The 17,485-nt window shown below is 49.7% G+C and carries 19 protein-coding genes and 3 tRNA genes; 21 read left to right on the forward strand and 1 reads right to left on the reverse strand.

From position 1 onward, the window contains the following. The first annotated feature begins 2 nt into the window (after nt 1–2). The 14 genes from rplV (at nt 3) to ACJ8W9_RS00475 (ending at nt 12,306) form a co-directional block, all read left to right on the forward strand. A complete protein-coding gene (gene rplV, locus ACJ8W9_RS00410; RefSeq protein WP_026860407.1) occupies nt 3–335 on the forward strand; it encodes a 50S ribosomal protein L22 in 333 nt (110 codons plus the stop codon). A gap of 10 nt (nt 336–345) precedes the next feature. Then, the gene (rpsC, locus tag ACJ8W9_RS00415) at nt 346–1,032 is read left to right on the forward strand and encodes a 30S ribosomal protein S3 (protein ID WP_034732162.1); all 687 of its coding nucleotides are present in this window, start codon (nt 346–348) and stop codon (nt 1,030–1,032) included. An 11-nt stretch (nt 1,033–1,043) separates the two neighbouring features. Further along, nucleotides 1,044–1,457, forward strand: a complete 414-nt coding sequence (rplP, locus tag ACJ8W9_RS00420; protein WP_034732161.1) for a 50S ribosomal protein L16 — start codon at nt 1,044–1,046, stop codon at nt 1,455–1,457. Beyond that, nucleotides 1,457–1,648, forward strand: a complete 192-nt coding sequence (rpmC, locus tag ACJ8W9_RS00425; protein WP_034732160.1) for a 50S ribosomal protein L29 — start codon at nt 1,457–1,459, stop codon at nt 1,646–1,648. The genes rplP and rpmC overlap by 1 nt, the downstream gene beginning before the upstream one ends. Next, complete coding sequence (gene rpsQ, locus ACJ8W9_RS00430) at nt 1,648–1,911, forward strand: 30S ribosomal protein S17 (protein WP_034732157.1); 264 nt, start codon at nt 1,648–1,650, stop codon at nt 1,909–1,911. Before rpmC ends, rpsQ begins: the two co-directional genes overlap by 1 nt. Nucleotides 1,912–2,043: 132 nt before the next feature. Then, on the forward strand, nt 2,044–4,011 hold the full coding sequence (locus tag ACJ8W9_RS00435; RefSeq protein WP_411359898.1) for a BCCT family transporter: 1,968 nt from the start codon (nt 2,044–2,046) through the stop codon (nt 4,009–4,011). A 9-nt stretch (nt 4,012–4,020) separates the two neighbouring features. Then, nucleotides 4,021–5,421, forward strand: a complete 1,401-nt coding sequence (locus tag ACJ8W9_RS00440; protein ID WP_411359900.1) for a carbohydrate porin — start codon at nt 4,021–4,023, stop codon at nt 5,419–5,421. 95 nt (nt 5,422–5,516) lie between these two features. After that, complete coding sequence (locus ACJ8W9_RS00445) at nt 5,517–7,538, forward strand: FAD-dependent oxidoreductase (protein WP_411357980.1); 2,022 nt, start codon at nt 5,517–5,519, stop codon at nt 7,536–7,538. Beyond that, a complete protein-coding gene (locus ACJ8W9_RS00450; protein WP_411357981.1) occupies nt 7,535–8,368 on the forward strand; it encodes a PHP domain-containing protein in 834 nt (277 codons plus the stop codon). Before ACJ8W9_RS00445 ends, ACJ8W9_RS00450 begins: the two co-directional genes overlap by 4 nt. Nucleotides 8,369–8,386: 18 nt before the next feature. Further along, nucleotides 8,387–9,016 carry an L-threonylcarbamoyladenylate synthase gene (locus ACJ8W9_RS00455; RefSeq protein WP_411357982.1) on the forward strand — a complete coding sequence of 210 codons (630 nt, stop codon included), beginning with the start codon at nt 8,387–8,389 and terminating at the stop codon, nt 9,014–9,016. A 3-nt stretch (nt 9,017–9,019) separates the two neighbouring features. Beyond that, nucleotides 9,020–9,862: a segregation and condensation protein A gene (locus ACJ8W9_RS00460; protein WP_411357983.1), complete on the forward strand. Its 843-nt coding sequence runs from the start codon at nt 9,020–9,022 to the stop codon at nt 9,860–9,862. Then, nucleotides 9,843–10,445, forward strand: a complete 603-nt coding sequence (gene scpB, locus ACJ8W9_RS00465) for an SMC-Scp complex subunit ScpB (RefSeq protein WP_411357984.1) — start codon at nt 9,843–9,845, stop codon at nt 10,443–10,445. Before ACJ8W9_RS00460 ends, scpB begins: the two co-directional genes overlap by 20 nt. Next, nucleotides 10,442–11,299, forward strand: coding sequence for a 23S rRNA pseudouridine(2605) synthase RluB (rluB, locus tag ACJ8W9_RS00470; protein WP_411357985.1), 858 nt, complete (start codon nt 10,442–10,444; stop codon nt 11,297–11,299). Before scpB ends, rluB begins: the two co-directional genes overlap by 4 nt. Continuing rightward, nucleotides 11,296–12,306: an agmatine deiminase family protein gene (locus ACJ8W9_RS00475; protein ID WP_411359904.1), complete on the forward strand. Its 1,011-nt coding sequence runs from the start codon at nt 11,296–11,298 to the stop codon at nt 12,304–12,306. The genes rluB and ACJ8W9_RS00475 overlap by 4 nt, the downstream gene beginning before the upstream one ends. Here ACJ8W9_RS00475 and ACJ8W9_RS00480 read toward each other — a convergent pair. After that, on the reverse strand, nt 12,281–12,988 hold the full coding sequence (locus ACJ8W9_RS00480) for an SIMPL domain-containing protein (RefSeq protein ID WP_411357987.1): 708 nt from the start codon (nt 12,986–12,988) through the stop codon (nt 12,281–12,283). The two genes, ACJ8W9_RS00475 and ACJ8W9_RS00480, sit on opposite strands and share 26 nt — an antisense overlap. An 80-nt stretch (nt 12,989–13,068) precedes the next feature. Here ACJ8W9_RS00480 and ACJ8W9_RS00485 point away from each other — a divergent pair, with 80 nt between their 5' ends. The 7 genes from ACJ8W9_RS00485 to ACJ8W9_RS00515 all read left to right on the forward strand — a co-directional run bounded on the left by ACJ8W9_RS00485 (nt 13,069) and on the right by ACJ8W9_RS00515 (nt 17,471). Continuing rightward, nucleotides 13,069–13,557, forward strand: coding sequence for a regulatory protein RecX (locus ACJ8W9_RS00485; RefSeq protein WP_411357988.1), 489 nt, complete (start codon nt 13,069–13,071; stop codon nt 13,555–13,557). An 82-nt stretch (nt 13,558–13,639) separates the two neighbouring features. Continuing rightward, nucleotides 13,640–16,240: an alanine--tRNA ligase gene (alaS, locus tag ACJ8W9_RS00490; RefSeq protein WP_411357989.1), complete on the forward strand. Its 2,601-nt coding sequence runs from the start codon at nt 13,640–13,642 to the stop codon at nt 16,238–16,240. 186 nt (nt 16,241–16,426) lie between these two features. After that, complete coding sequence (gene csrA / locus ACJ8W9_RS00495; protein ID WP_411357990.1) at nt 16,427–16,618, forward strand: carbon storage regulator CsrA; 192 nt, start codon at nt 16,427–16,429, stop codon at nt 16,616–16,618. Between the two features lie 182 nt (nt 16,619–16,800). Continuing rightward, nucleotides 16,801–16,893: transfer RNA gene (locus ACJ8W9_RS00500), tRNA-Ser, on the forward strand. A gap of 20 nt (nt 16,894–16,913) precedes the next feature. Then, nucleotides 16,914–16,990, forward strand: a tRNA-Arg gene (locus ACJ8W9_RS00505). A gap of 38 nt (nt 16,991–17,028) precedes the next feature. Next, nucleotides 17,029–17,105 (forward strand) — tRNA-Arg (locus ACJ8W9_RS00510). Between the two features lie 111 nt (nt 17,106–17,216). Further along, nucleotides 17,217–17,471: an OadG family protein gene (locus ACJ8W9_RS00515; RefSeq protein WP_411357991.1), complete on the forward strand. Its 255-nt coding sequence runs from the start codon at nt 17,217–17,219 to the stop codon at nt 17,469–17,471. Nucleotides 17,472–17,485 lie beyond the last annotated feature (14 nt).

Raw genomic sequence — 17,485 nt, forward strand, 5'->3', positions numbered from 1 at the left:
AGATGGAAGCTATTGCTATTCATAAGTTTGCTCGCCTGTCTGCGCAGAAAGGCCGGTTGGTAGCTGACCAAATTCGCGGTTTGCCAGTAGCGAAAGCGCTGGACATCCTGAACTACAGCCCGAAAGACGCAGCTGGTCTGCTGAAAAAGGTGCTGGAGTCAGCTATCGCGAATGCTGAACACAACGAAGGCGCCGACATCGACGAGCTGAAAGTTGCAAAAGTAATGGTTGACGAAGGTCCTACCATGAAACGCATCAAGCCTCGTGCGAAAGGTCGTGCTGATCGTATCTTTAAGCGTACCAGCCACATTACTGTGGTTGTTTCAGATAGCTAGGAGATAAGTTATGGGTCAGAAAGTACATCCTAATGGTATTCGCCTAGGTATCACCAAACCATGGAATGCAACCTGGTTCGCGAATACAAAAGATTTTGCCGACAACCTGCACAGTGATCATCAGGTTCGCCAAATGCTGCAAAAGCAACTGAGCAACGCTTCAGTTTCTCGCATCGTTATCGAGCGTCCTGCTAAAAGTATCCGTGTGACTATCCACACTGCCCGTCCAGGCGTAGTGATTGGCAAGAAAGGCGAAGATGTTGAGAAGCTGCGTCAAGCGGTTTCTAAATTAACTGGCGTGCCAGCGCAAATCAACATCTCTGAAGTTCGTAAGCCAGAATTGGATGCACAATTGGTTGCTGAAAATATCGCTGGTCAGCTAGAACGTCGTGTGATGTTCCGTCGTGCGATGAAGCGCGCGGTACAAAACGCAATGCGTCTTGGCGCCAAAGGTATCAAAGTGGAAGTTAGCGGTCGTTTAGGCGGAGCAGAGATTGCTCGTTCTGAATGGTACCGTGAAGGTCGCGTACCGTTGCACACCTTGCGTGCAGATATCGATTACGCAACTGCAGAAGCTAACACCACTTACGGTATTATCGGTGTAAAAGTTTGGGTCTTCCGTGGTGAAGTACTGGGCGGTATGCCAGTCGAAGAAAAGCCACAAGCTCCAGCTAAACGCCCTAAAGGCCGTAAGTAAGGAGAAACTAAATGTTACAACCAAAGCGTACAAAATTCCGTAAGGTTCACAAGGGCCGCAACCGTGGTCTGGCGCAAGCAGGTAACAAAGTTAGCTTCGGTACTTTCGGTTTGAAAGCTGTTGACCGTGGTCGTATGACTGCGCGTCAAATCGAAGCGGCTCGTCGTGCCATGACGCGTCACGTGAAACGTCAAGGTAAAATTTGGATCCGCGTGTTCCCTGACAAGCCAATTACACAGAAGCCTCTTGAAGTGCGGATGGGTAAAGGTAAAGGTAGCGTGGAATACTGGGTAGCTCAAATTCAGCCAGGTCGTGTCCTGTATGAAATCGACGGTGTTTCGGAAGAGTTAGCGCGTGAAGCGTTTGACCTTGCGGCACGTAAGCTGCCATTCAAAACCATCTTTGTATCTCGGACGGTGATGTAATGAAAGCGAACGAACTTAATGAAAAAACCGTTGAGCAGCTGCAAGAAGAATTGCTGGGTTTGCGTCGCGAGCAGTTTAACCTGCGTATGCAAGCAGCGACTGGTCAGCTGAATCAAACTCACATGTTGAAGCAAGTGCGTCGTGATATCGCACGTGTGAAAACTATTCTGAATCAGAAGGCAGGTGCGTAATGGCTGAAGAAAAACGTATTCGTACTCTGCAAGGTCGTGTCGTTAGCGACAAGATGGACAAGTCTATCGTTGTAGCTATCGAGCGTCGTGTGAAGCACCCTGTATATGGTAAGTACATTACCCGTACAACTAAACTTCACGCTCACGACGAAGACAACTCATGTAAAACTGGCGATACCGTGATTATTCGCGAAACGCGTCCAGTATCCAAGACTAAAAATTGGGCATTAGTTGAAATTGTAGAGCGCGCAGAAGTTATCTAATTTAGATAGCGAAACGCTTAAAAAAGGCCTCCAGGAATGGGGGCCTTTTTGTTTTTGTTGTGATCGAAACTCGCAACTAATTCATAAACCTCTATAATTAATGGAAAATCATTACAAATGGGAGTATCGAGCATGGATTCGAGCGAGAAAGCCCGTCTCAATCCCCCTGTGTTTTACAGCGCAGCGGGACTTATCTTTATCATCTTATTATTTTCAAGTCTTTTCCCTGATGCCGCATCTGGCACTTTTGACAGTATTCAATCAGCAATCATTGAGAACGCCAGTTGGTTCTACGTAACCGCTGTCGCGATTATTCTGTTGTCAGTTGTCTACTTGGGATTTTCGCGTTTCGGCACCATTAAATTAGGGCCAGACCATTCAAGTCCGGACTACTCAAAGCTAACCTGGTTCTCAATGTTATTTTCGGCAGGTATGGGCATCGGCCTTATGTTTTTCGGTGTTGCCGAACCTGTGATGCACTTTCTAGCACCTCCGGTGGGTGATGCCGGTACCGTGGAAGCTGCGCGGGAAGCAATGAAAATTACCTTCTTCCACTGGGGGCTGCACGCTTGGGCGATTTATGCCATTGTGGCATTGATTTTAGCGTTCTTTGCCTACCGACATGGCTTACCACTGACCTTGCGCTCAGCGCTCTACCCGCTTATTGGCGAACGCATTTACGGCCCTATCGGTCATGCGGTTGATGTATTTGCGGTTATCGGTACCGTTTTCGGTGTTGCAACGTCGCTTGGTTTTGGTGTCGCGCAAGTCAATTCTGGACTGGGTTACTTGTTTGGTCTGCCAGTGTCGAACATGGTGCAAGTAGGGCTGATTATTGGCGTTACCGGACTCGCAATCATTTCCGTAACAACGGGACTAGATAAAGGCATCCGTCGCTTGTCTGAACTCAATATGGGTCTTGCAGTATTGTTACTGCTATTTGTCTTAATTGCTGGCCCGACCGTGTTCTTGTTGCAGGCATTTGTGCAAAATACGGGCGCTTACGTCTCTGATATTGTCGGCAATACATTTAATCTCTTTGCTTATGAAAAGACCGATTGGATTGGCGGTTGGACGCTATTCTACTGGGGCTGGTGGTTAAGCTGGGCACCATTTGTCGGTTTATTCATAGCACGGGTATCGCGAGGCCGCACGATTCGTGAGTTTGTATTAGGAGTATTATTAGTGCCAGCTGGCTTTACCTTGATGTGGATGACGGTTTTTGGTAATTCAGCTATCGACATGATACTCAACCAAGGAGCGGAGCAGCTCGGAGAGCTTGTACAAAATGATACCCCGGTCGCATTATTTGCGTTTTTAGAGCAGTTTCCTTTTAGCACGTTCTTGTCCGGTCTAGCCACCATCATGGTGATTGTCTTCTTCGTCACATCATCGGATTCCGGGTCCATGGTGGTTGATATGCTTTGTTCTAATGGTCGTGATGACACGCCTGTTTGGCAGCGTATTTTCTGGGCGAGTGGCGAAGGGGTCGTTGCCATCGTACTGCTCTTAGCCGGTGGTTTGGGAGCTTTGCAAACTATGGCTATTGCCGCGGCATTGCCGTTTACCGTTATTCTGATGATCACAACCTTTGGTTTGATCAAAGCCTTGCGGGTAGATGTACACAAAAAGGATGCGCTACAGAACAATTACTTGACCGGTTCCGCGCTGAGTAATAAGAATTGGCGCGAACGGCTCCATAACATCATTGACTTTCCCAGTCGCCAAGTTGGACAGCGGTTCCTTCAGCAGGTAGTGAAGCCGTCGTTTAGTGAGGTTGCCGAAGAAATGCGCAGCAGCGGACTTACGGTTAATCTGACGACCGATGAGACTGATACACTCGAGTTTCGCGTGGTGCATGGCGATGAAATCGACTTCGTTTACCAAGTGCATCTGGTCAGTCATATTCAACCAGCTTTCATTTATGCCGATGCTGATCCACAAGACGTTAGCGAAGAACAAAAATACTATCGCGCTGAAGTCCACTTGCGCGAAGGTGGCCAAGACTACGATATTTTGGGTTGGTCGCGTGATGCAGTGATCGGTGATGTGATAGATCACTATCATAAACATATGCACTTTTTGCATGTTTTACGGTAAGGAGTCACCATGAAAAAGAATGTTTTAGCCCTAACTATTGGCGCGCTGTTGAGCGCGCCACAGGCGTTTGCGCAAGACTCGCAAACGCAAGGGGAGGTCACTGCTGCGCAAGTAGAGCAATTGCTTGAGCAAATGCAGCAGTTGCAGCAACGCGTTGCTGAATTGGAACAACAATTAGCCCAACAGCAAGCTGGTGCAGAAACGAACGAAGAAACGAGCGAAGAAACAACAGCTGTTGTTGCGGCAGAACCACTTAAAGAGCCGGTGGCCCGGCAACGGAACTCGAATAATCGTGAGTTGCGTGCGCGCATTGAACGCTTAGAAGAAGATGTCGACGCTGCACAAAACGCGCCGATTGAGATTGGTGGCGCAGTTCGGGCCCAATACGTTTGGGAAGACTACAACGATGGCAATAAAGATCGCGGTGGAGACCTCGATTTTGACTTGTTACGTATCGATTTCCGCGGTGAGATCGGAGATGTGATTTTGTCCGCTCAGTATCGTTGGTTTCAATACATGGAGTCGGTGCAGCACGCTTGGGTGGGTTATAACTTCGATGAAAACTGGCAAGGGCAATTGGGTATCACCAAAGTTCCGTTTGGCGTGACGCCGTACAATTCCAACAGCTATTTTTTCAGCACCAACTTTTATGTTGGACTTGAAGATGATCATGATGCTGGGGTGAAACTGCGCTATCGTGACCCCGAGTGGGACTTTGACATCGCCTTTTTCAAAAATGACGAAAGTGGTGGCGTCGATGGCTTCACCAGTGCTCGTGAAGATCGCTATGCCTACGATCCTCTGGGCGTAAGACTCAGTGACGAGGGGATTTACGATACCCCGACTCTGCAAGTTGCAGAAGCCAATAGTTTTGCTACGCGGGTCGCGCGCAAGTATGCACTGAGTGATGACAGTAGTTTCGAGTGGGGCTTATCAGGTCAGTTCGGCCAAATGAACGACGGGGTTGATAATGTCGGCGACCGTTATGCGCTTGCAGCACATGGTGTATACAGCATTGATCGCTGGACCTTCACTGGCCAGTTTACCCAGTACGAATACGACATGGACATGGCAAATGAGGGGATTGTGGTAGGTGCTTATGCCTTCTATGACACTATTCCTGCGGAAGCAGATTTGTACAATTTCAATGTCTCTTACAGCTTGCCAGTGCAACTGGGTCCTATTACCAACCTGACGTTTTACAACGACTACAACCTGATGACGAACAAGACCGGTAATCTAGAGGATACCGTCATGAATGTTTTAGGAGTCGCGGTCTCCGCCGGTGGACTTTATACCTATTTCGATTTGGTCACGGCAAAAAACCAACCCTTCGCAGGTGGTACGCTAGCGGGTAACTCAAGCGACTACAATACGCGCTTTAACATCAATATCGGCTATTACTTTTAGTCAATCCATGATGATTTCGCTGCTTGGCACTTGCTGCCAAGTGGCGAAATAAGTACATTGGACAAATTCAAACGGTCGTTTAAGTTGAGGTTACAGTGACAACTCCTTACCCACATCTGCTCAAGCCCTTAGATCTCGGTTTCACCCAGTTAAAGAATCGCGTTTTAATGGGGTCGATGCATACTGGATTAGAAGAAGAAAAGCATGGTTTTGACAAGCTGGCTGCATTTTACGCAGAGCGTGCCAAAGGTGGTGTAGGGCTGATTGTTACCGGTGGCATTAGCCCCAATTTTCGCGGTCGTGTGCAGCCCTTTGGGGCCGAGTTAAGTAAGCCTTGGCATGTGAAAAAACATCGCAAAGTGACCGATGCAGTGCATCAGCATGGCGGCAAGATTTGTATGCAAATTTTGCACACGGGGCGCTACGCCTTTCATCCTTTCGCAGTGGGTCCAAGTGCCATTCGTGCACCGATTTCTAAGTTCACACCAAAAGCCATGTCGGAACGTCAAATTCGCACCACCATTAAGCATTTTGCGCGCTGCGCTAAGCTTGCTCAAAAAGCCGGTTATGATGGGGTGGAAGTGATGGGATCCGAAGGCTACCTGATCAACCAGTTTTTATGCCCACGCACCAACAAACGTACTGACCAATGGGGCGGTAGTTTTGAAAACCGTGCGCGCTTAGCACTAGAAATTATGCGGGCAGTGCGTGCTGCGGTAGGCACTGATTTTATTATTATTTACCGCTTATCTATGCTCGATTTAGTGCCTGAGGGGCACGAGTATGACGAAGTGGTGAAACTGGCGAAGCAAATTGAAGTAGCAGGTGCGACTTTAATTAACAGTGGTATCGGTTGGCACGAGTCGCGGGTTCCGACCATTGTCACTTCGGTGCCGCGTGCGGCATTTAGTTGGATTACGGCAAAGCTGCGCGAGCAAGTGAAGATTCCTGTGGTAGCAGTGAATCGAATCAATACGCCGGACATCGCTGAAAAGATTTTAGCTGATGGTGAGGCAGATATGGTTTCGATGGCTCGGCCGTTGCTAGCCGATGCAGCCTTCGTTAATAAAGCCGCCGATGATAAAGCGGATCGGATTAATACCTGTATTGCGTGTAACCAAGCCTGTTTAGACCATGTATTTGAAAACAAAAGAGCAAGTTGTTTGGTCAATCCGCAAGCTTGTTATGAAACTGAGCTGGTGATGCCGCCGGTAACGACGAAAAAACGCATCGGTGTGGTTGGTGCCGGCCCCGCTGGTTTAGCTTTCGCCTGTTACGCGGCCGAACGTGGTCATGAAGTTCATCTATTTGATGGCGCCAGTGAAATTGGTGGACAATTTAACTACGCTAAGCAAATTCCTGGCAAAGAGGAATTCCATGAGACCATTCGTTACTTTAGCAAGCGACTGCTAGACACTGGTGTGCAAGTGCATTTGAACAGTCGCCAAGATACTGAGTCGTTGGCGCAACAAAACTTTGATGAGATTGTTTTGGCAACCGGAGTGGTGCCGCGTGCGATTGACATTCCTGGCCATGACCATCCGAAAGTCTTGGGGTACCTAGATGTCTTGCGCGACCATCAGAGCGTAGGTAAAAAGGTAGCGCTGATCGGTGCCGGTGGTATTGGCTTTGACGTTGCCGAATATCTCAGCACTGAGCACTCGCCAACACTTGATGTTGCCGAATGGTCAGCCATTTGGGGCGTTGACCACGACTATGAAACACGCGGCGCATTACGCCCGCAAAAGCAAGAATCATCACCACGGGAAATCTGGCTGTTGCAGCGTAAAACCAGCAAAGTGGGCAAGTACCTGGGCAAGACCTCAGGCTGGGTACATCGCGAAACTTTGAAGAAAAAAGGTATTCACATGGTTCCTGGTGTGACTTACAAACGGGTCACAGACGAAGGCTTCTGGATTGAAGTGGATGGCAAAGAGCAACTACTAGCAGTTGACCATGTCGTCGTTTGTGCGGGGCAACTACCGCTGCGTGAACTGCACGACGCGCTCAAAGAGAATGGGCAAAGTGTTCATCTGATTGGTGGCGCTGACGTGGCCGCCGAATTGGATGCGAAACGCGCTATTCGTCAAGGTGCCGAATTGGCAGCGCAGCTATGACGACGTTGTACGACTTACATTGTCATAGCCATTTCTCTGATGGCGAATTAAGCCCAGCGGACTTGGTTGAACGGGCGGTGGCTAAAGGGGTAACCCACTTAGCGCTGACTGACCACGATACCGTCGCAGGCCTCGAGGTAGCGAGCGCTCACATCAGTGCGCAGCAATTACCCTTAGAATTGATTAATGGGGTCGAAATCACTTGTCAGTGGCAGGGATTTGAAATCCATATCGTGGGACTGAACTTCGCCGCTGATCATCCAGCTTTGGTTGAGCTCTTGACTGAGCAGCAACGGTTGCGTCGCCAACGTTACGAACAGATGCTGGCAAAGCTGCATAAAGCGGGCCTTGAAGTGGCACCGCCGCTAGCCGCAGAACTGACTATGCCAACTCGCAAGCACCTCGCTGAGGCGCTAGTTGAGCAGGGTTTTGTAAAAGACTTTGAAAGTGCGTTTCAACGCTTCTTGGGGAAAGGCCAGCAAGCATACGTGCGAACCGAATGGGTGAGCATTGAACAAGCCATAGCGGCGCTGCAAGCCGCAGGTGGCTGTGCGGTGCTTGCCCATCCGCATGCCTATCGACTCAGCAACAAATGGTTGCGTCGGTTGCTAACTGAAGCCAAATCATGGGGGCTTGATGGTGTCGAGGTCGCAATTAGTCAACAGCGACCTGGTGATCGCTTAGCATTAGCTACTATGGCAAAAGATATTGGCTTAAAAGCATCGGTCGGCTCAGATTTTCATGGCCCGCGACCATGGCGAGATCTCGGTAAAAATCTTTGTCTACCACCGGCGCTTGTGCCAATATGGCAGCAATGGACGCCAGCATAAGACGCAAACAAGTAAACTATGAGTCATTATTTCACGATTCACCCAGAAAACCCGCAAGATCGATTGATTAAACAGGCCGCGCAATTGCTGCAACAAGGCGGAGTGTTGGTGTATCCGACAGATTCTGGTTACGCCATTGGCTGTCGTATCGGCGACAAGAACGCGCTCGAGCGTATCTGCCGCATTCGTGACATCGACAAGGATCACAATTTCACCCTTATGTGTCGTGACCTCTCAGAATTGTCGACCTATGCGCGAGTTGATAACACTGCGTTTCGTTTGTTGAAGAACAATACGCCAGGCTTGTATACCTTTATTCTCAAAGGCACTAAAGAAGTACCTAAGCGTCTGCTCAATCCAAAGCGCAAAACTATCGGTATTCGGGTCACCGATGATCCTATTACCACCGCGCTGCTTGAAGCCATTGGTGAGCCCATCATGTCGACCAGTCTAGTGCTTGGTAACAACGACTTTGCGGAGTCAGACCCTTATGAAATTCAAGAAAAATTGGAACATCAAGTGGATGGTATTATTGATGGGAATCACCGCGGCGAAACACCTACAACCGTGATTGATTTGGCCGATGACCGGGTCCAAATTACACGAGTGGGAGCGGGCGATATCGCGCCATTCGAACACTTAACATGAGCCATGGCTGAACAATCTTCTGCGCCACAACAACAATCGTTACCGCTAGGTTTCGTCCGCGGTGAGCCGGTTATTGAAAAACCAGAAGATCTTTATATTCCCCCTGATGCACTTGAACTTATCCTCGAAAGCTTCTCTGGTCCGATGGACTTGTTGTTGTACTTGATCCGTAGGCAGAAACTGGAGATCACCGAACTACCGATACTTCCCATCACGCGACAGTACATGGAATATGTCGAGATGATGAAAGAGTTAAAACTAGAATTGGCAGCCGACTATTTAGTCATGGCTGCCATGTTGGCAGAAATCAAAAGCCGAATGTTACTGCCACGTCCACCAGCGGAAGAAGACGATGAGCACGATCCGCGTGCCGAATTAGTCCGCCGTTTGCAAGAGTACGAGGCGATTCGCACAGGTGCTGGTTACTTAGACGAAATGCCGCAAACAGGGCGCGATCACTTTGTCGCTCAGGCTGAAACTGATGCCCGTGAGTTGGTGAAGCAGCAGTTGCCAGATATCGCTTTAGCCGAATTGGCGGTGGCTTTTGCCCACGCGATGGCGCAGGCAGAGCTGCAAAATCATCATCAAATTCAACGCGAGCGTTTGTCGACCCGAGAACGCATGAGTCGCATTCTCGACTTATTACAAACCAAACAACGCTTAAGGTTTGCCGAATTGTTTGAGGCAAAAGAAGGCAAACAAGGGGTAGTGGTGAGTTTCCTTGCGGTCTTAGAACTGGTTAAAGAAAGCCTGATCGAAGTCGTGCAGGTTGACGCTTTTAGTGAAATTCATGTCAGCATTCATAGCACTTCGGGAGAACAGAGCTATGCAGAACCGCCAGCTTAAACAGATATTAGAGGCGCTGTTATTTGTTGCCGAGACGCCAATGTCCATTGCTCAACTTAGCGACTATCTGCAGCAGCAGGGAATGGACGTGACCCGCAAGCAGGTGCGTGAATTATTGGATGAGCTACAGGCCGATTACGCTGAACGAGGCGTGCAATTGCAGGCCGTTGCATCGGGTTATAGATTTCAGACGCGCGCTGAATTAGGTGGTATAATCGCCGGTCTTTGGCAAGAGAAGCCGCCACGTTATTCGCAAGCGTTACTAGAGACCCTTGCTCTGATTGCGTATCGACAACCCATTACCCGTGGTGATATCGAAGAAATTCGTGGTGTGAGCGTGAGTTCGCAGATCATGAAGACCTTGCAAGAACGCGGCTGGGTTAAGGTGGTTGGACATCGCGAGGTGCCCGGACGTCCGCAACTCTATGCGACCACAAACGAGTTTTTGGACTATTTTAATTTACAAGATTTATCTGAGTTACCTGCGATTCCCGAGCCACCAGTAAAGGCATCGAATACAGGATCAGTTACTCAAGTAACAACCGCTGAGACAGCGACCGAAGAGAGTGAAAGTACCCCATGAGTGAAAAGTTACAAAAAGTTCTCGCCCGTTCTGGCCATGGCTCGCGCCGTGAATTAGAAACGCTGATTGCGGCGGGACGCGTGAGCGTTGATGGTAAGGTCGCCACTTTAGGTGAGCGTATAGATGCCGACGCAAAAGTGCGTATCGATGGTCACGAGGTAACAATTAAGCCGCCTGAAGACGTGGTATGTCGTGTATTGATGTATCACAAGCCAGAAGGTGAGCTGTGCACACGCAAAGACCCAGAAGGTCGCCCCACGGTTTATGACCGTTTACCGCGGGTGCAGGGCGCACGCTGGGTAGCGGTTGGGCGCTTAGACGTCAACACCTCAGGTTTGTTGCTGTTCACCACCGACGGTGAGCTGGCCAATCGACTGATGCACCCAGGTCATCAAATTGAGCGCGAATATGCCGTGCGGGTGTTCGGTGAAGTCACCGACGAAATGATCAAGAAATTACAAAAAGGTGTGCAGTTGGAAGACGGACCTGCTGCCTTTAAAGAAATTAAACGCGGTGGTGGTGAGGGGATGAATACCTGGTTCCGCGTCATGCTAACTGAAGGGCGTAATCGCGAAGTGCGCCGTTTGTGGGAATCGCAAGGTGTAACCGTAAGTCGCTTGATGCGGGTTCGTTACGGCAATATTCGACTCGAGCAAGGCCTGCCACAAAGTGGTTGGGGTGAGCTACCGCTCGAGCAAATCAACTATTTACGGCAGCTGGTTGGCTTACCTCCAGAAGAGCGCAGCTTTGTCGACCCGCGGAACCAAGAATCGCGGCAGAAACGTTATGCACGCGCGCGTCGCAATCAAGCGAAACGCCTGCAGAATGCGAAGCAACAACCACGTCGCAAATGAAGCTACTTGCCGACTGGCAATGTCACGGGCCACTCTTGGCGCTGTGGCCTTATCGAAATGATGTTTGGCGGGCCGATGCTTGGCCCGCTCAACAAGCTATTCTGACGCTCCTTCGCGCGCTGGCGCCCTATCATCCGGTACGCTTGGGCGTGCATCCGCCGCAACTACATAACGCTTTAGCGCGCACTGTGAGTGACCTTGAGCTTTTTCCTATCAGCTATGATGACGCTTGGATACGCGATATTGCGCCGTTTTGGCTGGCCGAGCCGAGTGGCGTAACGGCACGCATCGGGCAATTCACAGGTTGGCATGGTATTCATTCGGTCATTCAGCGAGACCAACAATTTGCGCGCAAGTTAGCAACGCAAATGCGGTCACGATACCGTAAGCTACCCTTGGTCATTGAGGGGGGAATGCTCAGTACCGATGGTGCAGGCACCGCCGTAGTGCATCGTAAAAGTCTCACTCAACGTAATCCTGAACTTGGTTGGCGCGCTATCGAGCATAGTTTAAAACGAGCATTGGGGCTGCATAGCGTCATTGCTATCGATCATGCCTTGTCAGCTGACGAAACCGGTGGCCATGTCGACAATCAATTGCAGTTCGTTGATGCAAAAACCTTGGTGTGTGCGCCTAGTGCACAAGATCCATTATGGAATGAAGAACTTACCGCTTTGCAGTCGCAAGCGTGGGCGGCTGAATATATTTGGCTTGAACTGCCGCCTGTGCAGGCCATTCAAGATCAACGCGACCGTTATTTTGATGTGCAACGTCATAGCGGTGCGCTGCCAAGAGGCGATCAGCCGTTACTTTGTAGTTATGCCAATTTACTTAGGTTGCCAAAGGTGATTGCGGTGCCCCAGTTTGGCTTAGCGACCGATGCCGATGCAGTTCGCATTTTACAAAAGGCTTTTCCGCAACTTGCGGTGGTCGCAGTTCCAGCGCTGGAGTTTGTTAGAGGGGGCGGTGGCCCCCACTGTCTTACTCATTGCTTGCCGCAAGCGTAAAAGTTACGTTCACTCGCGCTTGCACCTGCTGTTCGCCCGGTAAGCTTACACTCGCACTATCTGCTGCTTGCGCAACGCGGTAGCGTACTTCCGGTTGCTGTGGCTGCGAGTTCTCTTGAATACTTTGAACGGTCATCACGCGCATACCTGCTGCGGCTGCTAATTCTTCGGCTTTCGCTCGCGCGTTGCGTACCGCTTGGGTTAATGCTTGTTGATAAAGAGCATCACCGTTACTCACTTCAAAGCGTGGTTCATTGACATTATGCACACCGTTATTCAAGGCGTGTTCGATGAATTCGCCATGTTGTTCAGCTACGGCAAAGTCGACTGTCATTCTCCGTGATACTTGATAACCACTTAACTTTTGTTCGCCGTCGTCGTAGTTGTAACGCGGATAGATACTAATCGCGTACGACTGAATCGCCTTATCTTCAACATTCTGGCTGCGTAGATACTCAATCAATTCAGCGGTGATGCTATCGACTTCTGATTTGAGGGTTGGGATATCCATGCCCATGCGTTGCACGGATAACTCGACTTGCACCCGATCCGGAATTGCATTTACCTCAGCTGTGGCGTTCACATTTAAGGTCGATGGCGCTGCGGTCGTTGTTGTCATTGGCTGACATCCGCTTAGGGTTACTGCTGCAACTAACGCAAAGAGTGGGAGAATACGTTGCATAAGGGCTTCCTTTTCACTTGTAGGGTTTTTACTATGAGTCTGATTATAGGAAATAATTCACTCGCATGAGGGTAAATAACGTGACAAATGACGCTGACCAACAAACAACGGAAGAACAGCAGCAGGCGGAAGAAGCGGTGGTGCGTCTACTCGGTCGCCGCGAACATAGCGCTCATGAGTTGCGGCAAAAATTACGCCAGCGCGGTTTTACCGAACCAGCTATTGCTTACGCGTTGGGCAAAGCACAACAACAGGGTTGGCAATCGGACGCACGTTACGCTGAAGTTTGGTTGCGCAGCGAACTTAATAGTGGCAACGGTTGGCTGAAAATCAAGGCGAAGGCTCAGAGTAAGGGTATCGCTGAAGATACATTGCAACAAGCCTTGCGTGAAGCGGGCCCTGATTGGCAGGAAATTTGCTTCGACTATGTGCTGCGTAAGTTTGGTGAAACACCGCCAAGTGACCGCTCAAAGCGAGACAAAATGATGCGTCACTTGCTGAATCGTGGCTTCCGTTTTGGCGAAATAAACAACGCACTAAAACGTCAGCAAGATGGCGACGACTACTAGTCGAAAGCCCCTATTCATGGTAGTCTTGCGCGCTAAATAACCGAAAGTTTTCACATCGAAAAGTTGTCGTAGGGAAGAATTCATGAGTATGACCAGCGCGCAAATCCGCGAAGCGTTTTTGGCTTATTTTGCTGAGCGAGGCCACCAACGAGTTGCTTCAGCTTCGTTGATTCCAGGAAACGATCCGACCCTGTTGTTTACCAATGCAGGCATGGTGCCGTTTAAAGACGTATTCTTGGGTGATGAGCAACGTGATTACAATCGCGCCACCTCGTCGCAGCGTTGTTTACGCGCCGGTGGCAAGCATAACGATTTAGAAAACGTGGGTTACACTGCGCGCCACCATACGTTTTTCGAAATGCTGGGTAATTTTAGCTTTGGTGACTACTTCAAGCGTGAAGCGATTCAATATGCTTGGGAATTTCTCACCGACGTTTTGCAGTTACCGAAAGAAAAGCTATGGGTGACGGTATTCACCGAAGACGACGAAGCCTATGACATTTGGGCGAAAGAGATCGGCGTACCAGCAGATCGTATTTCGCGTATCGGTGCGAAAGACAACTTCTGGGCCATGGGCGATACCGGTCCATGTGGCCCTTGTTCGGAAATTTTTTACGACCACGGTGAAGAAGTATGGGGTGGACCACCAGGAACCCCTGAAGAAGACGGCGATCGTTATATCGAAATCTGGAACCTCGTTTTCATGCAATACAATCGTCAAGCCGACGGTGAGTTGCAACCCTTACCGAAGCCGTCGGTGGATACCGGCATGGGGCTTGAGCGCATCGCCGCAGTATTACAGCATGTGCACAGCAACTATGAAATTGACCTATTTCAAGCCCTTATTAAAGCTGCTGCAGAAGCCACTGGCGTAAGTGATTTGAATAGCAAATCACTGCGCGTCATCGCCGACCACATTCGCTCATGCAGTTTCTTAATTGCTGATGGTGTGCAGCCATCAAATGAAGGGCGCGGTTATGTATTACGCCGCATTATTCGCCGCGCAGTACGTCACGGTAATATGCTTGGCGCGCAAGGTGCATTTTTCTACAAGCTTGTACCAGCGTTGGTGACACAAATGGGCGAAGCTTACCCAGAGCTGGTCGAAAAGCAAAAAGTTATCACCGATGCCTTGCTTCGTGAAGAAGAGCAATTCGGTAAAACGCTCGAGCGCGGCTTGGCCATTTTGAATGATGCGTTAGCCGATCTAAACGCAGAGGTAATTCCAGGCGAAGTGGTGTTTAAGCTATATGACACCTATGGTTTCCCTGTGGACTTGACTGCGGATATTGCCCGCGAAAAAGGGCTGACCGTTGATGAAGCAGGGTTTGAACAAGCGATGGAAGCACAGCGTAAACGTGCGCAGCAAGCGTCGCAGTTTGGTGTTGATTACAACGAGCGTTTGAAGTCTACGCAACGTTCAGAATTTACCGGCTACACCGAGGTTCAAGGCACCGCAGAGGTTGTTGAATTGTTTGCTGATGGCCAGCAAGTCCAAGAGCTGAGCGCTGGACAACAAGGCGTCGTCGTATTATCACAAACGCCTTTCTACGCTGAGAGTGGTGGCCAGATTGGTGATCGCGGACGTTTAGTGGTTAACGGTGGGAATTTCGTTGTAGAAGATACGCAATACATCGGCAAAGCTATTGCCCACCATGGTAAAGCGGAAGGTACGTTGAAAATCGGTGACCAAGTGAATGCTGAGATCGACGCCGAGCGACGTGCTGCAATCAAGCGCAATCACAGTGCGACTCACTTGGTGCATGCAGCTTTGCGTAATATTCTCGGAGAACACGTCACCCAGAAAGGCAGCTTAGTAACTGCCGAGCGTCTGCGTTTCGACTTTTCTCATTTCGAGGGTTTAAAAGCCGAGCAAATCGATGCGATTGAGCGACAAGTCAACGAAAACATTGTGGCCAATCACGAACTTGCAACCGCCTTGATGCCAATCGAAGAAGCTAAGCAAGCTGGCGCCATGGCGCTGTTCGGTGAGAAGTACGACGATCAGGTGCGCGTCGTGCGCATGGGCGACTACTCGATGGAGTTGTGTGGTGGTACCCACGTGCAACGCACCGGTGATATCGGTAGCTTCCGCATTGTCAGCGAAGCAGGTATCGCCTCTGGTGTGCGCCGCATTGAAGCTGTTACTGGGATGGCGGCCCTCGCATTTGCGCAGCAGCAACAACAGTTGTTACGCAAAAGTGCGGCGCTACTAAAAGCCGAGCCAAGTCAGTTACCCGAACGATTGCAGCAGCAGCTCGATCGTAGTAAGGGCCTTGAGCGCACTATCGCTGAATTACAACAGCAGATGGCGGCACAAGCGGGTGGCAGTCTGGTCGACAATGCCGAAATTATTGCCGGTCACAAAGTGATCTTGGCACAACTCGATGGCGTAGAAAGTAAAGCTCTACGCGGTATGGTTGATGATCTCAAAAACCAGCTCAACAGCGGTATCGTGGTACTTGCTGTCGCAAACGACGGCAAGGTGAGTTTAATCGTGGGCGTTACCAAAGACTTAACAAGTAAGGTAAAAGCCGGTGATGTGATTAATGTAGCTGCAGCAGAAGTCGGTGGTAAGGGCGGCGGCCGTCCTGACATGGCGCAAGCTGGTGGCACTGAAGTCGCCAACATCGGTACTGCACTGGCAGCGGCAAAACGTCGGATTGAGGAGTTATTGCGGTAAAGCGCACCAATTCTCATACATGCACCGGTAATCAAGCTGTCATGCTGCAGATTTCCTTGCTAGAATATTTGTTGTATGACATCTGGTGATGTTTCATGCAACATAATGAGTATAAAAGCAGGCTGGTCGTGTGGAGTTTCTCATGGATGCCCACACATAAAGAAGAGTAGGGAAGGAGCAGATAACATGTTGATCTTAACCCGTCGAGTGGGTGAGACCTTAATGATAGGTGATGAGGTCACAGTCACGGTATTGGGTGTCAAAGGGAATCAAGTGCGCATTGGAGTAAATGCGCCCAAGGATGTCTCGGTGCACCGTGAAGAGATTTATATGCGTATTCAGGCAGAGCAAGAAGATAAGCCGGAATCGTCTGAGTAACTAAGTAGCACCTGAAAAGCTGATGCTTGTCATCAGCTTTTTTGATCGTTAAAAGCGTAAAACAAACGCTTCTGCAGTTTTTTTGTGCGAGATGTTTAAAATTCCCACAAACGAACTTCAAATCAGAAAAAATCAATTGACATTATTGGCTGTGCCATTAGAATGCAACGCCACAAGTAAGCGGTGAGGTGGCCGAGCGGCTGAAGGCGCTCCCCTGCTAAGGGAGTATAGGGTTTGTAGCTCTATCGAGGGTTCGAATCCCTCCCTCACCGCCATTTGCTTACTTGTCAGCAACGCACTCGTAGCTCAACTGGATAGAGTACCTGGCTACGAACCAGGCGGTTGGAGGTTCGAGTCCTCCCGAGTGCGCCATTTGCTGAATGTTAGATACTACTAGAAAACCGATATGCGCACTCGTAGCTCAACTGGATAGAGTACCTGGCTACGAACCAGGCGGTTGGAGGTTCGAGTCCTCCCGAGTGCGCCATTTCTCTGATTTATACCTCTTATACACCTTTGTTGCACTAACCCCTTATAAAGTTGTGTTATTCTGCTTTTAAGTTACGCTTAGAAAAAGCTCTTAAAGCGCGGAGATAGCATGCAAGAACAACTCTTCGAAGCCTTCAGTATTATGGTGACCGGTATGGTGACCGTATTTGTGTTCTTAGTATTACTAATGGCAGCAATGCTGGTGTTGAAGCGTTTTGCCGCTGAGCCGCTCGACGCCGAGTCGAATGCAATGAAAGCTGCTGCAACCCCCACGCCCATTCAATCTGCTGATGATACGCAACGCCTCGCAGCAATTACCGCTGCCGTGCATGCGTATCGCCGCGATCATGAATCAGCCGAGTAAGAGGAGTACCACGG

Source organism: Pseudidiomarina salilacus (assembly GCF_047323925.1).
Classification (GTDB): Bacteria; Pseudomonadota; Gammaproteobacteria; order Enterobacterales; family Alteromonadaceae; genus Pseudidiomarina; species Pseudidiomarina salilacus.

Coding starts and splice junctions, on each gene's coding strand:
- rplV (WP_026860407.1), top strand. CDS start 3: ATGGAAGCTATTGCTATTCATAAGTTTGCTCGCCTGTCTGCGCAGAAA.
- rpsC (WP_034732162.1), top strand. CDS start 346: ATGGGTCAGAAAGTACATCCTAATGGTATTCGCCTAGGTATCACCAAA.
- rplP (WP_034732161.1), top strand. CDS start 1,044: ATGTTACAACCAAAGCGTACAAAATTCCGTAAGGTTCACAAGGGCCGC.
- rpmC (WP_034732160.1), top strand. CDS start 1,457: ATGAAAGCGAACGAACTTAATGAAAAAACCGTTGAGCAGCTGCAAGAA.
- rpsQ (WP_034732157.1), top strand. CDS start 1,648: ATGGCTGAAGAAAAACGTATTCGTACTCTGCAAGGTCGTGTCGTTAGC.
- ACJ8W9_RS00435 (WP_411359898.1), top strand. CDS start 2,044: ATGGATTCGAGCGAGAAAGCCCGTCTCAATCCCCCTGTGTTTTACAGC.
- ACJ8W9_RS00440 (WP_411359900.1), top strand. CDS start 4,021: ATGAAAAAGAATGTTTTAGCCCTAACTATTGGCGCGCTGTTGAGCGCG.
- ACJ8W9_RS00450 (WP_411357981.1), top strand. CDS start 7,535: ATGACGACGTTGTACGACTTACATTGTCATAGCCATTTCTCTGATGGC.
- ACJ8W9_RS00455 (WP_411357982.1), top strand. CDS start 8,387: ATGAGTCATTATTTCACGATTCACCCAGAAAACCCGCAAGATCGATTG.
- ACJ8W9_RS00460 (WP_411357983.1), top strand. CDS start 9,020: ATGGCTGAACAATCTTCTGCGCCACAACAACAATCGTTACCGCTAGGT.
- scpB (WP_411357984.1), top strand. CDS start 9,843: ATGCAGAACCGCCAGCTTAAACAGATATTAGAGGCGCTGTTATTTGTT.
- rluB (WP_411357985.1), top strand. CDS start 10,442: ATGAGTGAAAAGTTACAAAAAGTTCTCGCCCGTTCTGGCCATGGCTCG.
- ACJ8W9_RS00475 (WP_411359904.1), top strand. CDS start 11,296: ATGAAGCTACTTGCCGACTGGCAATGTCACGGGCCACTCTTGGCGCTG.
- ACJ8W9_RS00480 (WP_411357987.1), bottom strand. CDS start 12,988: ATGCAACGTATTCTCCCACTCTTTGCGTTAGTTGCAGCAGTAACCCTA.
- alaS (WP_411357989.1), top strand. CDS start 13,640: ATGAGTATGACCAGCGCGCAAATCCGCGAAGCGTTTTTGGCTTATTTT.
- csrA (WP_411357990.1), top strand. CDS start 16,427: ATGTTGATCTTAACCCGTCGAGTGGGTGAGACCTTAATGATAGGTGAT.
- ACJ8W9_RS00515 (WP_411357991.1), top strand. CDS start 17,217: ATGCAAGAACAACTCTTCGAAGCCTTCAGTATTATGGTGACCGGTATG.